General features: G+C 61.0%; 20 protein-coding genes. 6 read left to right on the forward strand and 14 right to left on the reverse strand.

Features of this window, described 5'->3' with window-relative positions; genetic code table 11:
- The first annotated feature begins 153 nt into the window (after positions 1 to 153).
- The 3 genes from surE (at position 154) to B5G16_RS08705 (ending at position 2,643) form a co-directional block, all read left to right on the forward strand.
- Complete coding sequence (surE, locus tag B5G16_RS08695; RefSeq protein ID WP_087263340.1) at positions 154 to 957, forward strand: 5'/3'-nucleotidase SurE; 804 nt, start codon at positions 154 to 156, stop codon at positions 955 to 957.
- Positions 958 to 1,028: 71 nt separating this feature from the next.
- Positions 1,029 to 2,006, forward strand: coding sequence for a sensor histidine kinase (locus tag B5G16_RS08700; RefSeq protein WP_087263342.1), 978 nt, complete (start codon positions 1,029 to 1,031; stop codon positions 2,004 to 2,006).
- Between the two features lies 1 nt (position 2,007).
- Entirely contained in the window at positions 2,008 to 2,643 is a 636-nt protein-coding gene (locus tag B5G16_RS08705) for a response regulator (protein WP_087263344.1), read from the forward strand.
- Positions 2,644 to 2,718: 75 nt separating this feature from the next.
- Here the strand turns inward: B5G16_RS08705 and cls are convergent, their stop codons facing one another.
- Together cls and B5G16_RS08715 are read right to left on the reverse strand one after the other, a co-directional pair.
- Positions 2,719 to 4,134: a cardiolipin synthase gene (gene cls, locus B5G16_RS08710; RefSeq protein WP_087263346.1), complete on the reverse strand. Its 1,416-nt coding sequence runs from the start codon at positions 4,132 to 4,134 to the stop codon at positions 2,719 to 2,721.
- 138 nt (positions 4,135 to 4,272) lie between these two features.
- Positions 4,273 to 5,289, reverse strand: a complete 1,017-nt coding sequence (locus B5G16_RS08715) for a DUF4837 family protein (RefSeq protein ID WP_442856544.1) — start codon at positions 5,287 to 5,289, stop codon at positions 4,273 to 4,275.
- 74 nt (positions 5,290 to 5,363) lie between these two features.
- Between B5G16_RS08715 and B5G16_RS08720 the strand changes: the two genes are divergently transcribed.
- Positions 5,364 to 5,972, forward strand: a complete 609-nt coding sequence (locus tag B5G16_RS08720; protein WP_239406054.1) for a polysaccharide deacetylase family protein — start codon at positions 5,364 to 5,366, stop codon at positions 5,970 to 5,972.
- 205 nt (positions 5,973 to 6,177) lie between these two features.
- Entirely contained in the window at positions 6,178 to 6,744 is a 567-nt protein-coding gene (gene efp, locus B5G16_RS08725) for an elongation factor P (RefSeq protein WP_087263348.1), read from the forward strand.
- A 66-nt stretch (positions 6,745 to 6,810) separates the two neighbouring features.
- On the opposite strand, the gene B5G16_RS08730 is transcribed toward efp, so the two are convergent.
- The 10 genes from B5G16_RS08730 to B5G16_RS08775 all read right to left on the reverse strand — a co-directional run bounded on the left by B5G16_RS08730 (position 6,811) and on the right by B5G16_RS08775 (position 18,830).
- Positions 6,811 to 7,905, reverse strand: a complete 1,095-nt coding sequence (locus B5G16_RS08730; protein ID WP_087263350.1) for a DUF4595 domain-containing protein — start codon at positions 7,903 to 7,905, stop codon at positions 6,811 to 6,813.
- Positions 7,906 to 8,339: 434 nt separating this feature from the next.
- On the reverse strand, positions 8,340 to 9,659 hold the full coding sequence (gene argH, locus B5G16_RS08735; protein ID WP_087263352.1) for an argininosuccinate lyase: 1,320 nt from the start codon (positions 9,657 to 9,659) through the stop codon (positions 8,340 to 8,342).
- Positions 9,656 to 10,720, reverse strand: a complete 1,065-nt coding sequence (locus tag B5G16_RS08740) for a M20 family metallo-hydrolase (RefSeq protein WP_087263354.1) — start codon at positions 10,718 to 10,720, stop codon at positions 9,656 to 9,658. Before B5G16_RS08740 ends, argH begins: the two co-directional genes overlap by 4 nt.
- A 56-nt stretch (positions 10,721 to 10,776) precedes the next feature.
- Positions 10,777 to 11,550, reverse strand: coding sequence for an acetylglutamate kinase (gene argB, locus B5G16_RS08745; RefSeq protein ID WP_204228070.1), 774 nt, complete (start codon positions 11,548 to 11,550; stop codon positions 10,777 to 10,779).
- Positions 11,547 to 12,503 (reverse strand): N-acetylornithine carbamoyltransferase, encoded by a 957-nt coding sequence (locus B5G16_RS08750; RefSeq protein WP_087263359.1) that lies wholly within the window; start codon positions 12,501 to 12,503, stop codon positions 11,547 to 11,549. The genes argB and B5G16_RS08750 overlap by 4 nt, the downstream gene beginning before the upstream one ends.
- Positions 12,504 to 12,596: 93 nt before the next feature.
- A complete protein-coding gene (locus B5G16_RS08755) occupies positions 12,597 to 13,727 on the reverse strand; it encodes an aspartate aminotransferase family protein (protein ID WP_087263362.1) in 1,131 nt (376 codons plus the stop codon).
- Between the two features lie 57 nt (positions 13,728 to 13,784).
- On the reverse strand, positions 13,785 to 14,747 hold the full coding sequence (gene argC, locus B5G16_RS08760; RefSeq protein WP_087263364.1) for an N-acetyl-gamma-glutamyl-phosphate reductase: 963 nt from the start codon (positions 14,745 to 14,747) through the stop codon (positions 13,785 to 13,787).
- Complete coding sequence (gene argG, locus B5G16_RS08765) at positions 14,744 to 15,958, reverse strand: argininosuccinate synthase (protein WP_087263366.1); 1,215 nt, start codon at positions 15,956 to 15,958, stop codon at positions 14,744 to 14,746. The genes argC and argG overlap by 4 nt, the downstream gene beginning before the upstream one ends.
- 16 nt (positions 15,959 to 15,974) lie before the next feature.
- Positions 15,975 to 16,595, reverse strand: a complete 621-nt coding sequence (locus B5G16_RS08770; protein ID WP_087263369.1) for a GNAT family N-acetyltransferase — start codon at positions 16,593 to 16,595, stop codon at positions 15,975 to 15,977.
- A 33-nt stretch (positions 16,596 to 16,628) separates the two neighbouring features.
- Complete coding sequence (locus B5G16_RS08775; protein WP_087263371.1) at positions 16,629 to 18,830, reverse strand: RelA/SpoT family protein; 2,202 nt, start codon at positions 18,828 to 18,830, stop codon at positions 16,629 to 16,631.
- Positions 18,831 to 18,923: 93 nt separating this feature from the next.
- Between B5G16_RS08775 and trhA the strand changes: the two genes are divergently transcribed.
- Positions 18,924 to 19,580: a PAQR family membrane homeostasis protein TrhA gene (trhA, locus tag B5G16_RS08780; RefSeq protein ID WP_087263373.1), complete on the forward strand. Its 657-nt coding sequence runs from the start codon at positions 18,924 to 18,926 to the stop codon at positions 19,578 to 19,580.
- Between the two features lie 73 nt (positions 19,581 to 19,653).
- Here the strand turns inward: trhA and B5G16_RS08785 are convergent, their stop codons facing one another.
- Both B5G16_RS08785 and xseB read right to left on the reverse strand, forming a co-directional pair.
- Positions 19,654 to 20,427: a class I SAM-dependent methyltransferase gene (locus B5G16_RS08785; protein WP_087263374.1), complete on the reverse strand. Its 774-nt coding sequence runs from the start codon at positions 20,425 to 20,427 to the stop codon at positions 19,654 to 19,656.
- Positions 20,424 to 20,621, reverse strand: coding sequence for an exodeoxyribonuclease VII small subunit (gene xseB, locus B5G16_RS08790; RefSeq protein WP_087263375.1), 198 nt, complete (start codon positions 20,619 to 20,621; stop codon positions 20,424 to 20,426). Before xseB ends, B5G16_RS08785 begins: the two co-directional genes overlap by 4 nt.
- Positions 20,622 to 20,629: the final 8 nt, after the last annotated feature.

The raw sequence follows: 20,629 nt of genomic DNA on the forward strand, positions 1-20,629 counted from the left end.
ATAAAGAGAAAAAACGATATGATGCAAATAAAGGATGAAAAAAGCACGAATTATTCGTACCTTTGCCCGAAACATGCCGGCAAAAACCCCGAATCCCGACCTGCGGATCCCCCGATCCGAACCGGAGAGAGGAACCGGAAAGAGAGGAAAACGATGAAAGAACGACTGATATTGGTTACGAACGACGACGGCTACGCCTCGAAGGGCCTTGCCGCCGCCATCGAGGTTGCGCGCACCTTCGGCCGGGTGATCGCCGTGGCCCCGGAGACGCCCCAAAGCGGCATGAGCCAGGCGATCACGATGTACAATCCGCTCTACCTGCGCAAGATCCGCGAGGAGGAGGGCGTCGATGTCTACTCCTTCTCGGGGACCCCTGTCGACTGCGTGAAGATGGCTTTCGATTACCTGCTGCGCGGGGAGCGGATCGACCTGATGATTTCGGGCATCAACCACGGCTCGAACTCGGCGGTGAACGTGCTCTATTCGGGGACGATGGGCGCGGCGATCGAGGGGAGCTTCTACGGCTGTCCGGCCGTGGGCCTGTCACTGGACGACCACGGCGCCGACGCGGATTTCGAGGCGTCGGTGATTTACGGGAAACGGATCATCGGGGAGCTGCTGTCGGGACCGTTGGAGCTTCCGCTGTGCCTGAACGTGAATGTTCCGGTGGGGCGTCCCGGGGAGTTGCGGGGCCTCCGCCTGTGCCGTCAGAACCGGGGTTTCTGGCGGGAGGAGTTCTACCGTCACGAGGATCCGCGGGGTCGGGAGTACTTCTGGCTCACGGGGGCGTTCGTCAACGAGGAGCCCGATGCGGAGGACACCGACGAGTGGGCGCTTCGGAACAAGTATGTCTCGGTGGTTCCCGTGCAGACCGACCTGACGGACTACCGTCAGATGCGGAATCTGGGCCGTATCTTCCCTTCGGTGGGCGGTCCGGACCCCGAATCCCGAAAATAGCGGTGAAATTTTGCGGCGGATTGGTTTCTGTTTTGTATTTTTGTGGAAAAGTGGAAAAATAGTCCCGCTCTATGCTGATCCGAATACTGTTGGTCATCTCGATCGTTGTCCAGTGCGTGGCCACGGGCTATGCGCTGCGTCTGGTCCGCACGACGAAGTACAATTCGGTGTGGATTCTCTTCATCGTGGGCTTTTCGCTGTTGTCCGTGGAGCGTCTGATCCAGCTGCTGCTGGAATCGGGCGTGCAGGTGATTTCGCGATGGTGGTTTGCCTATCTGGGGATCGTGATCTCGGTCTGCCTGTCGATCGGAGTGATGTACGCACACAAGCTCTTCAAGTATATCGACCGGTTGAACCGGCAGCGTTCACTGCTGAACAAGCGGATCCTCACGGCCGTCCTGCGCACGGAGGAGAAGGCCCGCTCGCGCTTCTCGAAGGAGCTTCACGACGGTCTGGGCCCGCTGCTGTCGTCGGCGAAGATGTCGCTGTCGGCGCTTTCGCGCGAGGAGCAGAGCCCCGAACAGCGGGAGATCATCGCCAATACGACCTATGTGATCGACGAGGCGATCCGTTCGTTGCGGGAGATCTCGAACAACCTTTCGCCGCACGTGCTGAACGACTTCGGGCTGGCGCGGGGCGTCCAGAACTTCATCGACAAGAGCGCGGCGATGCACGACGTGAAGATCCGCTTCACGACGAACCTGCGGGGCGAGCGTTACGATACGGACATCGAGGTGATCCTCTATCGGGTGATCTGCGAGCTGATCAACAACTCGCTCAAACACGCGGCCTGTACGGAGGTGAACCTTTCGCTGTCGCAGAACGGCCCGGAACTGGCTCTGGACTATTCGGACAACGGCCGGGGCTTCAATCCGCAGGCGATGATGGACTGCGGGATGGGGCTTTCGAACATCGCTTCGCGGATCAACTCGCTGGGCGGGATGTTCGACATCACGTCGTCGAAGGGCAAGGGGATGCGTGCGGCGATCCGCGTGAATACGCAGCAGGAGCCGTCTGCGGAGAAGAACAACCGCAAACACCGCCGTTGAGATGGAGCGCCGGATTATCCTTGTAGACGACCATTCGCTCTTCCGCAACGGTCTGCGGGGGTTGCTGGACCGTTGTGCGGGATGCCGGGTCGTGGGTGAGGCCGGGAGCGGCGAGGAGTTTCTGGCGCTGCTGGACGACGTGGAGGCGGACATCGTCTTCATGGATTTCTCGATGCCGGGGCTCGACGGTGCGCAGACCACGGAGCGGGCGCTGGCGCGGCGGCCCGATCTTCGGATCATCACGCTGTCGATGTTCGGCGAGGAGAGCTACTATTCGCGGATGGTCGAGGCCGGGGCGAAGGGCTTCCTGTTGAAGGATTCGGATATCGGGGACGTGCTGGAAGCGATGGATGCGGTGATGGCCGGAGGAAGCTATTTTTCGCCGCAGCTGCTCTCGTCGCTGACGGGGCGCATGCGCACGCGCGAGGATGTCCCGGACGAGCCGTTGTCGTCACGCGAGCGTGAGATTCTGGTGGCGGTGTGCCAGGGTCTTTCGAATCAGGAGATCGCCGATACGCTCTTCATTTCGAAGCGCACGGTGGACAAACACCGGGCAAACATCCTCGAAAAGACGGGCTGCAAGAATACGGCCTCACTGGTGGTCTACGCGATCCGCCACGGCATCGTGGAGCTCTGATCCTCGTGAGGTTTTCTTTTTCTCTTCCTTCTCTTCGCATTCTCTATTTTCCATCCCATCCTCTCTCTTCCCGGTTTACAGCAGGGGAGAGAAGACGCGCATGAGGGATTCGGTCCACCGCCGCGAACGGGGGCGGTTGAACCATTCGGCGGGGGTCAGCGCATGGGACTGCCGTGCGTCGTTTTCGAAGATCCGGGCCATCCGGGCATTGAAGTCGGCGTCGTAGACGAAGGCGTTTACCTCGAAGTTGTGCTCGAAACTGCGGAAATCCATGTTGGCGGACCCGATGACGGTCAGATCGTCGTCGATGATCAGGAGTTTGGAGTGGAGGAATCCGGGTTTGTAGAAGAGAATCCGGACGCCGGCCTTCATCATGTCGTCGAGGAAGGAGTGCGACGCAAGGTCCACGACGCGCGAGTCGGATCGTGCGGGGAGCATCAGCCGCACGTCGATTCCGGCCAGCGCGGCGGTCTGCAAGGCGGAGTTGAGGACTTCGGAAGGGAGGTAATAGGGGGTTTGGATCCAGATTCTGCGCCGGGCCTTTGCGATGGCGTAGCTGTCGCCCTGCAAGAGCGTGCGCCACTTGCCGAAGGGGCCGCTGGGTACGATCTGCAAGATTCCGTCGGAGAAGTGCCCGACCGGGGGATAGTACTCCGCTCCGGAGATCCGCTGCTTGGTGGTTGCGGACCAGTCGCTCAGGAACGAGGCCTGCAATCCGGCCGCTCCGCGTCCCTCGATGCGGAAATGGGAGTCGCGCCAGGTTCCCCATCCGGGCCCGTCGAGATAGCGGTCGGCGATGTTCATGCCGCCGATGAATCCCACGCGGCCGTCGATGACGGCGATCTTGCGGTGGTTGCGGTAGTTGATCTTGCTGGTGAAGCGGGGGAATCGGACGTGGAGGAAGGCGTGGATTTCGATACCTTCGCGGCGCATGGATTCGAAGAAGGCCTTCTTGACGCCGCTGCACCCGACGTCGTCGTAGAGGATCCGGATCCGGACACCCTCCCGGGCCTTTGCGACGAGCGCGTCGCGCAGCTGCCGTCCGGTCCGGTCGTCGCAGAGGATGTAGTATTGGAGATGGATGTGATGTTCGGCGCGTCGGATCTCGTTGAGGAGCGCCTCCATCTTGGCATTTCCGTCGGTATAGGGGGTGATCCGGCTTCCGTAGAGCGGCACGGCGTGGGCGGCGCTTTCGAAGAGCCGGGCGAGGGGTTTCCACTGTTCGGGGATCTCGGCCCGTCCGGTTTCGTCGGTCTCGACCAGCCGCATGGAGATTCGTTTCCGGGTTCTGCGGGAGATGATCCGCTGCTTGGAGAGATTCTGCCCGAAGAAGAAGTAGAAGACGAGCCCGACGACCGGAGCGAACACGAGCACGATGATCCACGGAAGCGTTTTCAGCGGGTTCCGGTTTTCGGTAATGATGACCAGCACGACGCCGAGGATCGTCACCGAATAGAGTGCGATGAAGATGTATGTCAGAATCTGCTGCATGCGTGTTTTCTGCGTGCTGCCGAAAGTCGTTCGGCGCGTCCTGATCCGCTCCGCTCTTCATCGTTTCCCGCAACGCGGACCAGGTATTTTCGGGGGGGCGTCGAATCCGTTCCGGGGAGTCGTCGTTTTTTGCCGACGCTATTGTTTTTGCTCTTCGGGGAATCGGATCGTGTAGAGCAGGTGCTCGATTCCCCGGATGTAGTTTCGCTTGCGGGGTTTGTTCAGGTCGGGGGCATAGACGTACCCGTCGATGGTGAAGACGCGATTGGTTTCGGTATCGACGGTCGTATAGCTGACGAACGGTCCGCCCATGAAGTCGCCCTCGACGTCCCAGAATCCGCGGAGTTCGCACCAGAGCCGGCCTTCGAGGCGGAACATCCGGTAGTCGGGTTCGAAGGCGTCGGAGGTGGTCATGTAGGATCCGTCGGAGGGTCCGGGGATCCGGGCGGCGAACTTGTTGCGGGCCTCGACCAGCGCCTCCCGTGACAGCGACTGCGGGCCTTCATAGGGGTATGCGTAGATGAAGAACCCCTGGCTGGCGGTGGGGTATTCGTAGCGGGCCCAGAGGAAGTCTTCGGACTGTTTGGCGAGGACATAGCCTTTGGGAACCCGGATTTCGGCGCCGAAGATCTTCTTGACGGCGGCTTCGATTCCGGGGTTGTTGAACGAGGCGTATGCCTTCACGTCCCGGTCGCGCTCGGCCTTTTCGAGGACGTGGAGCATGTTGTCGCGGTTTTCGGAGAGGTATCCGACGAGGGCCTTGTCGTCAGGGCCCTGGAGGGTGAGTACGATCTGGGGTTCGGAGGTAACGTCGTACTCGACGGCCGTTTCGGCCTTTTCGAGCGAGGGGTCGACGACGATTTTGAGGATGTTCCGGTGGTCGGCGATCATGTCCTTGAAGCTGCGTTCGGTAACGCGCAGCACGTCGAACAGGGGTTCGACCTGGTTGAGATAGGGCACGGGGGCGGTGAATACGGCGCGTATGGAGTCTCCGAGTTCGCCGTTCCACTCCATCTGCGGGCATACGACGATGAGTTCATAGGGTCTTCCCTGTGCCGATTTCTTGTTGTTCAGGGTATGGAAGGCGTCGCAGGCGACGGTCGAGATGGCGATCAAGGCGAGGATCACCCCGTTGAGCATCGTTTTCATGAGCATCGGAAACGTTGGATTTCTACAAATATACAACTATTTTTCCAAAAGGTACGGAAAATGATTATTTTTGCGGACGTATGCGCTTGAAACCACCGAAACTCATCCGGCGTCTGATGCCGGACCTGATCTGGGAGATCGACGATCCGGACGGGGTTTTCCTGACGTTCGACGACGGTCCGACTCCGGGCATTACGGAGTGGATTCTCTCGACGTTGGAGAAGTACGACGCGAAGGCCACGTTCTTCGTGCTGGGGAAGAACGTGGAGATGTATCCGGACCTCTACCAACGGATTCTCGATGCGGGGCACAAGGTGGGTAACCACACCTATTCGCACCAAAAGGGGTGGGGTATGAGCCTGGAACGCTATACGGAGGATGTGGACTTTGCGAACGATCTGCTCAACACGGAGCTGTTCCGTCCGCCGTATGCGCAGATCACGCCGGCGCAGGCGCGTTTTCTGGGGCAGCGCTACAAGCTGGTGATGTGGGACATCATTTCGCGGGACTACAACCGGCAGCTGTCGCCCCGGACGTGTCTGAAAAACGTGACGAAATACCTGGCTCCGGGGGCGATCGTGGTTTTCCACGACAGCGAGAAGGCGTTCCGGAACATGCGCTATGCGCTTCCGCGGACGTTGGAAAAGATCCGTCAGCTGGGTCTTCGCTGCAAGGCGATCGAGTTGTAGGGCTCGGGCCCGCCGTTGCGCGGCCTTTTCCGGCGCGGCATGGGCGACGGGGCGGCGGAGGTCGGATGACGGGTCGGATGACGGGGCGGAGGTCGGGGTTGCGGAGGTCGGGGTTGCGTGCGGCAGAAGTGCGGAGATTAGGAAATTCGGGAACTTTTTGTTACCTTTGCGGCCGCGAGAACACTTAAAAAAATACACGATAACTATGGCAACAACCGCAGACATCAAAATCGGCATGTGCATCGAGCTGGACGGGAAGACGTTCCAGATCGTGGACTTCCAGCATGTGAAGCCGGGCAAGGGCCCCGCTTTCGTACGTACGAAACTGAAAAACCTCGAAAACGGCCGGGTGCTGGAAAACACCTTCTCGGCCGGAGTGAAGATCGAGCCGGTGCGTGTGGAGCGCCGTCCGTACCAGTTCACCTACGAGGATGACCTGGGCATGCACTTCATGCACACGGAGACCTTCGAGGAGATCAACATCGACAAGAACCTGATCAACAACTACGACCTGATGGCCGACGGCCAGATCGTGGAGGTGATGTTCCACACGGAGAAGGAGACGGTACTTTCGGCGGAGCTTCCCCCGATCGTGGACATGGAGGTAACCTATACGGAGCCGGGCGTGAAGGGCGACACGGCGTCGACGAACTCGCTGAAACCGGCGACGGTGAATACGGGTGCGACGATCCGCGTGCCGCTGTTCATCAACACAGGTGACAAGATCCGCGTTGACACGCGTACGCGCGAGTACTACGAGCGTATCAAGTAGTCGCGTCCGATTTCCACGAAAAGGGCTCCGGTTGTCGGAGCCCTTTTTTTGGTCGGATTCGGAGAGTTAATCTTCGTAGAAGATTTCCAGTATCGTGAGGGGTTCACCATCCTCGTCGATTTCGATTTTCGAGATATACTCACCTTCCATCGTGTAGCGATAAGTGTCGACTCCGTTTTCTCCGTAATCGACCGATGCCGGGAGCTTTTTCAGACGGTTTCCTCCGGCGCCGACCAGATAGATCCGGTCGAGATCGGTTGTGGTGATGAAGTCGCTGATGCCGAAGAGGTCGATGTTGAGGTTGTTCATACGTTCGGGGTTGTTCGTGTAGGAGGCGTTCCCGCCGTACCACTCCCCGGAATCCTCGGCCTCCCGGACCTGCGTCATGCATCCGTTCACGACGGTGTAGAGGCTCTTTGCGGAGTAGGTTTTGTCGGGATTCTGGGTCCAGGTGCTGGTTGCGATGTACCCGTTTGCGTCGTAGGTGAAGGCGTAGTCGTCGGGGTAGTTGTCATTGAAGGCGACGCCGGTGATGGCTGTGGCCCGGCCGTCGGCCAGCGTGAGGATTGACTGTGCGCCGGAGGGCTCGGTGATGACGATGCGGTCGCTTTCGTAGGTGATTTCGGTCACTTCATCCTGGGCCGTGGTCCCGGGATAGGCGTATTGCTGGTCCGTTTCCGTGATGGAGGCAATGCGGCCCTGTTCGTCGTAGGCGAACTGCTGGACAAAGGATAAGTCGTCCGGATAGGTGATTCTGATGTGTGAGATCCGGCGGGGTAGAATCTCGATCGGCAGCATCTCCTCTTCGGGGAAGACGAGCGTTCCGATGTCCCATACCCCGCCGTTCTGCCGGAGTTCGATGCGTTGGGTCCCGCAGAGGTTGGGGGCCGTGAAGCGGACGGCGGAGGCGGAGACTTCGAGGATTTCGGCCTGTACTCCTGCGGTTTGGGACGCTCCGAAGAGCCAGATTTCGCAGTCGTCTTCGAATCCGTTTCCGCGGATTTCGATTGTGCTGCCGGGCTCGATGGGCGTTTGTTCGCTCGATTGCGGGAGTTCGATGTCGGTGACGGGACAAGGCCCGTCCTCTTGTTCGTTGTCCTTGTCGCAGGCGGTCAGCGACGCTGCGGCGAGGAGCCATCCCAAAAACAGAAATTTCTTCATGTCGGATTAATTGTTGGGTAGTCCGCCCGCCCCTACGAGACTGAATGCAATAAAAAAGACGTGGGACAGTACTTTTATCTGTTTTTGAGGTTTTGACTATTTTGCAACTAAATACAAGTAAACACTCCCATGGGCGTTCCTCGTTTTACTTTTGGTTGCTTTGAAAGAGTCGAAGCTTCAAGAACAAGAATGAAAGTTAACGCCTTGTAAACGATATGTCTGTATTTTTCTAATCTATCTTTGCACTCCGTTGTGGAGTTCCACGTTGTAAAGATAGTGAGAAATAGGATGAATTGGGTTGTTCGGGCTCTGTTTTATGCTCTCTCCTCCGGAACCTTCCCCGGACGTCGCCTTGCGGCACGAATGAACCGTTCCGGTTGCCGGGATGGCTGCCAGCCGTGCCATCCATCCCGGCAACCCCTTTTTCATTGTCTTTACGCCTGCAATCCCGGAGTCTCGAACTCCTGCATGACGGCCTCCATTTTGCGGCGGATCTCCGCGGTGCAGCGGTTTCCGATGCTCCCTTCGTGGGTGTGATGCACCTCGCGCGTGGGCTGGTACTCGCCGCGCTGCACGGCCATGCCGACCTGGCGGTATGCCTCGCGGAAGGGCACGCCTTGCAGGACGAGGCGGTTGACATCCTCCACGGTGAAGAGATAGTCGTACTTGTGGTCTTCAAGGATATGCTCGTTGACGCGGACGTGAGCCATCATGAAGTCGCACATGCGCAGCGTGCGGCGAATCTCGGCGAGGGCCGGGAAGAGGATGTCCTTCATGAGTTGCAGGTCGCGGTGGTATCCGACCGGGAGATTCGTCGTGAGCAGTGCGATTTCGTTCGGCACGGCTTGCAGGCGATTGCAGCGCCCGCGCATGATCTCGAAGACATCGGGATTCTTCTTGTGGGGCATGATGCTCGACCCGGTCGTGAGTTCGTCGGGCAGCGAGATGAATCCGAAATTCTGGCTCATGAAGAGACAGGCGTCCATGGCCAGACGTCCGACGGTGGCGGCGACGGCGGCGATGGCTGCCGCGGCGGCGCGCTCGCTCTTTCCGCGGCTCATCTGTGCGGCGACGACGTTGTAGTGGAGCGTCTCGAAGCCCAGCAGCCGGGTGGTCATCGTGCGGTCGAGGGGGAACGACGAACCGTAGCCGGCGGCGGATCCCAGCGGGTTCTGGTTGGCGATGTGCCAGGCCGTGGCGAGCAGACGCATGTCGTCGACGAGCGTCTCGGCGTAGGCCCCGAACCAGAGCCCGAACGACGAGGGCATGGCGATCTGCAAGTGGGTGTACCCGGGCATGAGCACCTCCCCGTATCGTTCGCTCTGCTCCTGCAAGCGGTCGAAGAGGGCCTTCGTATCGTCGGCGACCTTCCGCAGCTCGTCGCGCAGGAAGAGTTTCAGGTCGACCAGCACCTGGTCGTTTCGCGAGCGGCCCGAGTGGATCTTCTTTCCGACGTCGCCCAGCCGGCGGGTGAGCAGCAGCTCGACCTGCGAGTGGACATCCTCCGTGTCGGGTTCGATCTCGAAACGCCCGGCCTCGATTTCGGCGGCGATCTCCTGCAAACCGGCCGTCAGCGTGCGGAGCTCTTCGGCGGTGAGCAGCCCGATCTTTTCAAGCATGGCGATGTGCGCCAGCGATCCTTCGACGTCGTAGCGGGCGAGTTGCAGGTCGAGTTCGCGGTCGTTGCCGACGGTGTACTCTTCGATCATCTTGTCGGGTTCGAAACCCTTGTCCCAAAGTTTGGTGGTGCTCATGCGTATAGAATGGCTAACTGTTCGATATACTGTTCGTAGAGGGCGATTGCCCGGTCGATTTCGTCGATGCGGACGAATTCGTCGGCCGTGTGGGATCGGGCCGACTCTCCGGGTCCCATTTTGAGCGACGGGAAGGGCATCAGCGTGCGGTCGGAGGTCGTGGGCGAGACGAAGGTGCTGCGGCCGACGGCCTTTGCGGCGCGGACGAGCGGATGGTCGTCTCCGACGGCGGCGGCGCGGATGCGGGTCGAGCGGGGCACGATTTCCGATTGCAACGCCCGGCGCAGGATCTCGACCACCTCCTCGTTCGTGTAGGCGTCGGTCGTGCGGACGTCGACGACGAAGCGGCAGACGTCCGGAACGACGTTGTGCTGCGTCCCGGCCTCGATCTGCGTCACGGTGATGCCGACGGGTCCCAGCAGCGCCGATTCGCGTTCGAAACGGAAGCCGCGCAGGCGGGCGATGTCGTCCAGCGCGATGTAGAGGGCGTTCACCCCCTCGTTGCGGGCCGCATGTCCGCTCTTGCCGCGGGCCGTGCCGTCGAGGACGACCAGCCCGCGTTCACCGACGGCGGCCTGCATGCCGGTGGGCTCGCCGACGAGCGCCATGTCGATCTTTCCCAGCGCGGGCAGCAGCGCCCGCATGCCGTGCTCGCCCATGCACTCCTCCTCGGCCGAGAGGGCCACGACGAGGTTGAAGGGCAGTCGGCGGCGCCGGAACGTGAGGAAGGTCTCGGCGAGTGCGACGACCGAAGCCCCGGCGTCGTTGCTGCCGAGCCCGTAGAGACACCCCTCCTCGATCACCGGTGCGAACGGGTTGCGGGTGTAGGATGCCGCGGGGCGCACCGTGTCGTGGTGGGAGTTCAGCAGCAGGGTCGGCCGTGCGGGATCATACCCTTCGGCCCGGGCCCAGACGTTGTTGTGCAGCCGTTCGGGCGCGGCCCCGTGCTCCGCGAGGAAGGCGAAGAGCAGGTCGCCCGTGCGGGCTTCGTCGCGCGACAGCGAGGGCGTTGCGATCAACGCCTGCAACAACTCGACGGCTTCTGCGGTTTTCGGATTCATGCTTTTTCGGAGAAAGGCTTCCGCCTTTCGGGGTTTGTCGGGGCGCGCCCCGGGTTTTATTTGCGGATGACGGTTCCGATGCCGTCTGCCAGATGGGCCGAGCTGCGGATCGTGACGCTCCGCACCCCCTGTTCGACGGCTTTCAGGGCATTTTCGATCTTGGGGATCATTCCCTTGCTGACCGTTCCGTCGGCTTTGAGCGGCGGGTAACTGTCGGCGGTGATTTCGGGAATGACGGAACCTTCGTCCTCGGGATCGCGCAGCACGCCGGACTTCTCGAAACAGAAGACCAGATCGGTCGGGGCGACGGCTGCGGCTCCGAGCGCCACGGCCGAGGCGACGCTGTCGGCATTGCAGTTGAGCAGCGTGCCGTGGCCGTCGTGCATGATGGCCGAGAAGACGGGGACCAGCCCGCCCTCCAACAGCCGTTGCAGCAACGCCGAATCCACGCGGTCGATGTCGCCGACAAACCCGTAGTCGATCGGCTGCGGAGCCCTCCGGTGGGCCGTTACGGCGTTCCCGTCGGCTCCGGAGAGACCGATGGCGTTGCAGCCGACGGCCTGCAATCCGGCGACGACCTGCTTGTTGACGAGCCCGGCGTAGACCATCGTCACGACGTCGAGCGTTCCCTTGTCGGTGATCCTCCGGCCGTCGACCATCCGGACTTTGAGTTCGAGGCGTTCGGCGAGCCGCGTGGCGAGTTTTCCGCCTCCGTGGACGAGGATCTTCGGGCCCTCGATTGCGGCGAACTCCGCGAGGAAGGCCTTCAAGGCTTCGGGATTGTCGATGACATTCCCGCCGATCTTCATTACCGTGATCTTTTCCATCATTCCAGCCCCTCCAACAGACGTTTGAGCACTACCTGTGCCGATATTTCACGATTTGCCGCCTCGGGGATCACCAGCGAGCGGGGCGACTCGATCACCTCGTCCGTGACGATCATGTTTCGCCGCACGGGCAGACAGTGCATGAACCAGGCGTTGTTCGTCAGCGCCATCTTTTCGGCGTCGACCGTCCACGCGCGGTCGCGCGAGAGGACCTTTCCGTAATTGGGATCGGCATAGGCGGCCCAGTTCTTGGCATAGACGAAGTCGGCGCCTTCGAGGGCTTTGCGCTGGTCGTACTCGACGCGGGCTCCGCCGACGAACTTCGGATCGAGTTCATAGCCTTCGGGGTGTGTGATGACGAAGTCATACCCGGCGGCGTTCATCCACTCGGCGAATGAGTTGGGCACGGCCTGCGGCAGGGCGTTGGGATGGGGAGCCCAGGTCATGACGACCTTCGGGCGCTTCGTGGTCCTGTGCTCCTCGATGGTGATCAGGTCGGCGAAGCTCTGCAACGGATGTCGCGTGGCGGCCTCCATCGAGAAGACCGGACGTCCCGAGTAGCGGATGAACTGCTCCAGAACGCGCTCCTCATAATCTTCGGCCTTGTCGTGGAATCGGGCGAACGAGCGCACGCCGATCACGTCGCAGTAGGATCCCATGACGGGGATTGCTTCGAGCAGGTGTTCGGCCTTGTCGCCGTCCATCACGACGCCGCGCTCGGTTTCGAGCTTCCAGGCGCCCTGGTTGACGTCGAGGACCATGACGTTCATGCCGAGGTTCATGGCGGCCTTCTGGGTCGAGAGGCGCGTGCGGAGGCTCGAATTGAAGAAGAGCATCAGCAGGGTTTTGTTGCGTCCCAGTCCGGTGAACTGGAAGCGGTTTCGCTTGATTTCCAGAGCTTCGGCGACGGCTGCTTTCAGGTCGCCGATATCCTGTACGCAGGTGAATTTTTTCATCTCTTGTGCATGTTTTGGGGTGACGGGGCCTTTGCGGTGCTCCGACGCTGCGGCGACTTCCGCCGCCGCACCCCGGAGCCGGCCCCGAACGGTTTATCGGTTGTGCAGCGTGGTGCGGAATGCTTCGAGGAAGCGGTCGGCCAACTCGCGCGTGAGGCACAGCGCGGGCAACAGCCGCACGACGGAGGCTCCGGCGCCTCCGGTGAAGATGTGCTTCCCGAAGAGCAATCGCTTGCGGAGTTCCGATCCCGAGCCGTCGATCTCGATGCCGATCATCAGACCGCGTCCGCGCACCTCCTTCAATCCCTCCATGGCGCGGAGCTCCCCGAGGAGGTACCCTCCGACCCCGGCGGCATTTTCGACGAGACCTTCGCGCTCGATGATCTTCAAAACGGCGATGGCCGCGGCACAGGCGAGGTGATTTCCTCCGAACGTGGTCCCGAGCATCCCGGGCCGCGCCTCGAAGTGGGGAGCGATCAATACGCCGCCGATCGGGAATCCGTTGGCCATTCCTTTGGCCGTGGTGATCAGGTCGGGACGGATCCCGGCCTGCTGGTGGGCGAAGAAGCGGCCCGTTCGTCCGTACCCCGACTGAATCTCGTCGAGGATGAGTTGCGTGCCGGTCTCCGTGGTGGCCTCGCGCACGCCGCGGAGGAAGTCGTCCGTGGGACAGTGGATGCCCGAGACGCCCTGAATGCCCTCGACGATCACGGCGGCAAATTCGCGCGTGGCGAGCTTCGTGCGGGCTGCTTCAAGGTCGTTCAGCGGGGTGAACTCGACGTTGGGCGTGCGGTTGAAGGGTGCCGAGATGGCGGGATTGTCCGTCACGGCCACGGCTCCGGAGGTGCGCCCGTGGAAGGCGCGTTCGATGGCCAACACCTTGCTGCGCCCGGTATGGAACGACGCCAGCTTGATGGCGTTTTCGTTGGCTTCGGCGCCGGAGTTGCAGAGGAAGAGCCGGTAGTCGTCGTAGCCCGAGACCTTCCCGAGACGCCGGGCCAGTTCGACTTGCAGCGAGTTCAGCACCGAATTGGAGTAGAATCCGAGCCTCCCGACCTGCTCCGACAGGGCCTTCACATAGTCGGGCTGTGCGTGTCCGATCGAGATGACGGCGTGCCCGCCGTAGAGGTCGAGGTATTCGGTCCCGGCCTCGTCGTAGACGAAACACCCCTTTCCCCGCACGGGCTCGATCGGATAGAGCGAATATACGTTGAAAAGTTCCATGATAGCTTTTTGTTTGGGCTCCGCATCGGGGGAGACATCCCTCCCCGTCCGGAGCAATTAAAACGCGCTGGCTTTGAGGCGCAGCCCTTCGCGCTCGTCCAGCCCGAACATCAGGTTCATGTTCTGTACGGCCTGCCCCGAGGCTCCTTTCAGGAGGTTGTCGATCACCGAGACGACGTGCAGCTTCGATCCGTATTTGGCCGTATGGACCAGCGCCTTGTTGGTGTTCACGACCTGTTTGAGGTCGACGCCGCGCTCCGCGACATGGGTGAATGCCGCCCCGGCGTAGTAGTCGGCGTACAGCTTCCGGGCGGCTTCCTCATCGAGCGGGCAGTTGGTGTAGACGCTGGCGAGGATGCCGCGGGTGAAGTCTCCGCGCATGGGTACGAAGTTGATCTCCTGCCCGAATGCGGGTTCCAGCAGCCGGAGGTTGCGGCCGATTTCGAGCAGATGCTGGTGCGAGAAGGCCTTGTAGACGGAGAGGTTGTCCGACCGCCAGCTGAAATGGGTCGTGGCGGAGGGTTTCACGCCGGCGCCGGTCGATCCGGTGACGGCCGTGACGTGCACCTCGTCTTCGAGCAGCCCCGCTGCGGCCAGCGGCAGCAGCGCCAGCTGGATTGCGGTGGCGAAACAGCCCGGATTGGCCACGCGGCGGGCCTCCCGGATTCGCCCGCGGTTCATCTCCGGGAGGCCGTAGACGAACCCTTCGGACTCGTCGCGGAAGTCCTGCGCGAGGTCGATGATGCGCAAACCTTCGGGCAGACGCTGCTCCGCCATCCACGTGCGGCTCTGCCCGTGTGCCGAACAGAGGAAGACGACGTCGACCGACGCGAGGTCGTACTCCGCGCAGAAGCGCATCGTTGTTTCGCCCTCCAACCCGCCGTGGACCTCCGTGAGGAGGTTCCCGGCGTTGGACGTGCTGTGTACGAAGACGATCCCGACCTGCGGGTGGTTCACTAACAGGCGGATCAGCTCCCCGGCCGTGTATCCGGCCCCTCCGATGATTCCCGCGCGGATCATTTTTCCGGTTTTTCGTTACGTTTCTGGACGTTGTAGTAGATCTTGATCGGATTGGCGAGGATCTTCGTGAAGCCCTTCGCGTCGTCGGCCGTCCAGGCCTTGTTGACCTCTCCGTACTCGCCGAAGTCGGTCTTCATGAGGTCGAAGGGCGACTCGACGCCGACGAGCGTGTAGTTTCTCGGGCGGAGGATCAGTTCGACGGTTCCCGTGACGTTCTGCTGCGACGAAAGGAGCATGGCCTCGATGTCGCGCATGACGGGTTCGAGGTACTGCGCCTCGTGGAGGAACATGCCGTACCACGTGGCGACCTGATCCTTCCAGTAGATCTGCCACTTGGTGAGGGTGTGCTTTTCGAGCATCTTGTGCGCGGCGATGATGAGCATCGGGGCGGCGGCCTCGAATCCGACACGTCCCTTGATGCCGATGATCGTGTCGCCGATGTGCATGTCGCGTCCGATTCCGAACTTCGAGCCGATGGTCTCGACGGCGCGGATGGCCTCGACCTTGTCGGCATAGGGCTTCCCGTTCACGGCGCACAACTCGCCCTTGTCGAACGAGAGTTTGAGGTGCTCCTCGCCGTCGGCCGTGATCTGGCTCGGATAGGCCTCCTCGGGGAGCGTCTGCTCCGAATGGAGAGTCTCCTTGCCGCCGATCGAGGTGCCCCACAACCCCTTGTTGATCGAGTACTCCATCTTCTTGTAGTCGGCCGTGATGCCGTGCTTGCGCAGGTAGTCGATCTCGTATTCGCGCGTGAGGGTCATGTCGCGCGTCGGGGTGATGATCTCGATTTCGGGCGCGAGGATCTGGAACGTGAGGTCGAAACGCACCTGGTCATTCCCGGCGCCGGTCGAACCGTGTGCCACGGCGTCGGCCCCGATCTGCTTGGCGTACTCGATGATGGCGATGGCCTGGAAGATGCGCTCGGAGCTTACCGAGATGGGGTAGGTGCCGTTGCGGAGGATGTTGCCGAAGACCATGTAGCGGATGCTCTTCTCGTAGTATTCCTGTTCGATGTCGAGCGTGGCGTGCCTGACGGCGCCGAGTTCCAGGGCGCGCTTCTCGATGCGTTCGAGTTCGGGTTTGGAGAAACCTCCGGTATTGGCGATGGCCGTATAGACATCATATCCCTTCTCCTCGGAGAGATACTTCACACAGAACGAGGTGTCCAGCCCGCCGCTGAACGCCAGTACGACTTTTTTCTTGGTATCCATGGCTTTATATCGTTTTTTATTTCAGGTGAAAGAGTTTCTTGAATTTGTTCCGGAGGAACATGACGTAGGGTGCGAATCGGGAGTGCTTCTGGGGCGGTTCCTTCGCGGGGTCGTAGAGCATTCCGGTGCAGAGACACATGCGTCGGTTGTTGCGTTGGAGGATGTCGTAGTTGCAGCACCCTTCGCATCCGCGCCAGAACTCCTCGTCCTCGGTCAGTTCGGAGAAGGTCACGGGGACGTATCCCATGCGGGAGTTGAGTTTCATGACGGGGAGCGACGTGGTGATACTGAATAACTTGGCATACGGGAATCGTCGTCGGGCCAGCTCGAAGGTTCGTCGTTTGATCTGCTCCGCGAGTCCCATGTGCCGGTACTCGGGGTCGACGATCAGACCGGAGGTTGCGACGAAGTCGCCATGCCCCCAGCACTCGATGTAGCTGAACCCGACCAGTCTTTCACCGTCCAGCGCCACGACGGCCTTGCCACCGGTCATTTTTGCGGCGATGTACTCGGGCGAACGCTTTGCGATCCCCGTTCCCCGCTGCAATGCGGACTCGTAGATGAGCTGGCAGATACGCGGAGCGTAGTGCGCATGCGACGAGTCGGCAAATACGACGCTGATTGTGTTGTTATTCATTGATCGATAGTGTGGGTAAAGATGTTGACGGAATCAGTTGATGCGATAGGCTCGCTGTACGCCCTTGATGCGCATGATCTGGTGGATCAGCGTATCGACGACGGCCGTACCGGGGACCTCGACGGCGACGGTTCCGGCGATGCAGCCGTTTCCGGCTGCGGCGAAGTTGATCGACCGGATGTTGAGTTTCAGGTCGCGGATGATGACCTCGGTGATGTGGTTGGCCATGCCGGTGGTGTCTGCGGCGACGATGCGGATCGAGACGCGGAAGGCACCCTCGGCGGACTGCCGCCAGCGGGCCTCGACGACGCGGTAGGGATAGTTCTCGCGCATGCGCTTGGCATTGGGGCAGTCGCAGCGGTGGATCGTGATCCCGGAGTTGATCGTCACGAATCCGAAGACCTCGTCGCCTTTGATCGGGTTGCAGCACTTGGCCAGCTTGTACTGGATCTTCGAGATGTCGTCGTCGATGACCAGTGCATCCTGCGGTGCGGCCTTCTCCTGTGCGGCGTGCTGTGCGGCCTTCTGTCGTTCGATTTCGGCGGCCGCGGCGCGGCGCTCCTCGGCGGCTTCGCCGGAGAGGTGGCGCGAGAGCAGCTCCTTGACGGTTCCGAAGTCGAGTTTCTGGGTGGCGATCAGCCCGTAGACGTCGCTGCCGAGGCGGAGCTTGAAGTGGCGGGCGAGATAGGCCACGGCCTCGTCGATCGAGATGGCCATCTTCCAGTTTTTGAGCTTTCGCTCCAACTCTTCGCGGCCCATGCGGGTATGCTTGGCCTGCTCCTCGCGGAGGAACGACTTGATCTTGTTGCGGGCCTTGGAGGTGACGACGACGTTCAGCCAGTCGGATTTCGGGGTCTGGTTCTTCTGGGTCTGGATCTCGACGATGTCGCCGTTTTTGAGCGTTTCGCGGATCGAGACGGCGCGGTTGTTGACCTTTCCGCCGACGCAGGTCGAGCCGAGGTTCGTATGGATATCGAACGCGAAATCGAGCAGCGTGGCCCCTTCGGGCAACTTGCGCAGGTCGCCGTTCGGCGTGAAGACGAAGATCTCGCCCGAGGCGGGTTTGGCGTCGAACCGCTGTGCCAGCGAGTGGGTGGTGTCCTCCATCAGTTCGCGCAGGCGGCTCAACCACTGTTCGCTGGTCTGTGCGCCCTGCCCGACGCCTTTGTAGCGCCAGTGTGCGGCGATACCGCGCTCGGCAACGGCGTCCATCCGTTCGGTGCGGATCTGCACCTCGACCCAGCGGCCTTCGGCCGAGACGGTGGTGTGGAGCGACTCGTAACCGTTCGACTTGGGGATCGAGATCCAGTCGCGCATGCGGTTGGGGTTGGGCGTATAGAAGTCCGTGACCACGGAGTATGCGGTCCAGCAGAGAGGTTTCTCCTGCTCGCGCTCGCAGTCGATGATGATGCGTATGGCGAAGATGTCGTAGACGCCCTCGAAGGGGACGTGCTGCTTCTGCATCTTGTTCCAGATCGAGAAGATCGACTTCGTGCGGCTCTTGATGTGGTATCGGATGCCGAGACGGTTGAGCCGCTGCTCGATGGGCACGAGGAAACGCGCGATGAAGGCGCGGCGTTCGTCGGCGCTCTCTTCGAGTTTGGTGACGATATGTTCGTAATCCTTCGGTTCGAGGTATTTCAGGGCGATGTCCTCCAATTCGCTCTTGATCGAGTAGAGACCCAGCTTGTGTGCGATCTGCGCGTAGAGGTTCATCGCCTCCCAGCTCTTCTTGCGCCACTTTTCGTGGGGGAAGATGTCGAGCGAGCGCATCACTTCGAGCCGGTCGGCGAGCTTGATGAGGATCACGCGGGGATCCTCGGAGTAGCTGACGATCAGATCGCGGAAGTTGTCGGCCTGCTCCTTGGCGACTTTGAGGCGGAGTTCGGAGATGTTCGCGAGGCCCATGGTGATTCCGACGACCTGGTCGCCGAACCGGTTCTGGATTTCGGCCGTGAGGGCGAGGAACTCCTCGGCGGGGAGCTGCTTGTGAGCGATTCGCACGACATCGTGGAGGATCGACGAGAGGGTCGAGTTCCTCCCGAGTCCGACCTCGGAGATGACGATTTCGGCGACGGCGACGCCATGTCCGATCAGGGGCGAGCCGTCGTAGCGCACGAGACCGTCGAGTTTTTCCCCGGCGTATTCGAGCGCTTCGTCAACCAGACGCTGTGTCTGCTCCGAGAAGTTCGTCCGCACGAGAGTGCGGAGATTTTCGTAGCGTGAGAAGTCCATTTCCCGAACCGAATTAACCTAACCGAATACCTATGTGCGCAAAGATATGAAAAAAAATTATAAATTTGGCACATTGAATCAAATGGTTGAGTCATGGGAGCAAAAAAAGGGGTTTATCTTCCGACGCTGGGGGAGGAGGTTGCCAATGCGGTATCGCACGGTGTGATGTCGCTGGCTGCGCTGATTGCGCTGCCTTTTGCGTCGGTATGGGCGTATGTTCATGATCCCGAAGGGGTTCTGGCGGCGGTTTCGGTATCGGTTTTCGTGATCTCGATCTTTCTGATGTTTCTGACGTCGACGCTCTACCACTCGATGAATCCGCAGTCGCGGCACAAGGAGATTTTCCACATCCTGGACCACATTTTCATCTACGTGGCCATTGCGGGGAGCTATACGCCGATAGCATTGTCGGTGATCGGGGGCTGGCAGGGGCTCTTCATCACCGTGCTGCAATGGACGATGGTGCTCTTCGGGATCTTCTACAAGTCGTTGTCGCGGCGTTCGATTCCGGCCGTGAGCCTGACGATCTACCTGGTGATGGGTTGGACGATCGTCTTTTTCCTGCCGCTGTTCATCCGGCACGCTTCGGCGCCGCTGCTGTGGCTGATCGCCGCGGGCGGGGTCCTCTATACGCTGGGGGCGTGGTTCTACGCCCGGAAGGGGTTCCGCTACCACCACATGGTGTGGCACCTGCTGATCAACCTCGCGGTGGTGTGCCACTTCATCGGAATCGTCTTCTACCTCTATTGACACCCCCCCCCTCCATGAAAAATCTCCGGACCTGCAAGGCCCGGAGATTTTTTGATGCGGATACTCGCTCCCGTCAGTGCTTGTACACCACGTAGATATGGTCTTCGGGGAGGGCGTATCGCCGCCGCTCCTCCTCGGGGAGCGAGGCGGCATAGTCGATGTCGGCGGCCTCGAACCCCGCTCCGCGCAGACGGTCGACATAATCCTGACCGTAGATGCGGCGGTGGTCGTACTGCCCGAAGATGCGGGTGCGCTCGTCGGGGTCGACGATCGAGTCGTCCTCATAGGTCTGTTCGTAGTCGCGGTCGACGGGCGAGAGGAGGATGCCCCAGCCGCCGGGTTTGAGGATGCGGTGCAACTCGCGCAGCGCCTTGCGGTCATCGGCGACGTGTTCGAGGATGTGGTTGCAGAGCACCACGTCCACGGAGTTGTCCCCGAGCGGGATCTGCTGCACGTCGAAATGGAGGTCGGCCAGCGGGCTTTCCAGATCGGCCGTGATGTACTGCCCGGGCCGGGACTTGAAGTGCGGTTTCAGGTGACGCATGATACACACCTCGGGAGCAATGTGCAGCGTGCGCGGGAAGGCGGTCAGCAGATCGGTCTCGCGCGTCAGATAGAGCCACAACAGCCGGTGGCGTTCCAGCGACAGACACTTCGGACAGAGGGCGTTGGCTCTCGACCGCACGTATCCGTAGGGCAGGAACTTCCGGTATTTCGCCCCGCAGAGGGGGCACACCACGCCGCGCCCGCGGTAGAACAGCCCCATGACGGGCACGGCCCACGAGGCCATGCGTTGCAGCACGGGACGCGGGATGTGGTTCAGCGCCCAGCGGATCAGCCGTTTCATGCTTCGAGAATCTGGTTGACCTCCTCTTCGGCCTTGCGGAGTTTGGCCTTGCAGGCGGCGATCAGTTCCGTGGCGCGTTTGACCTCGGCCGCGAGGCTGTCCACGTCCATCTCTTCGTTGCGGAAGCGGGCGAGAATGCGTTCGATCTCGGCGACGGCCTCCGTGTAGGTCGGTTCCTCTTTTTTCTTTGCCATATCGTTGC

It is taken from the genome of Alistipes sp. An66 (assembly GCF_002161445.1).
Lineage (GTDB): Bacteria > Bacteroidota > Bacteroidia > Bacteroidales > Rikenellaceae > Alistipes > Alistipes cottocaccae.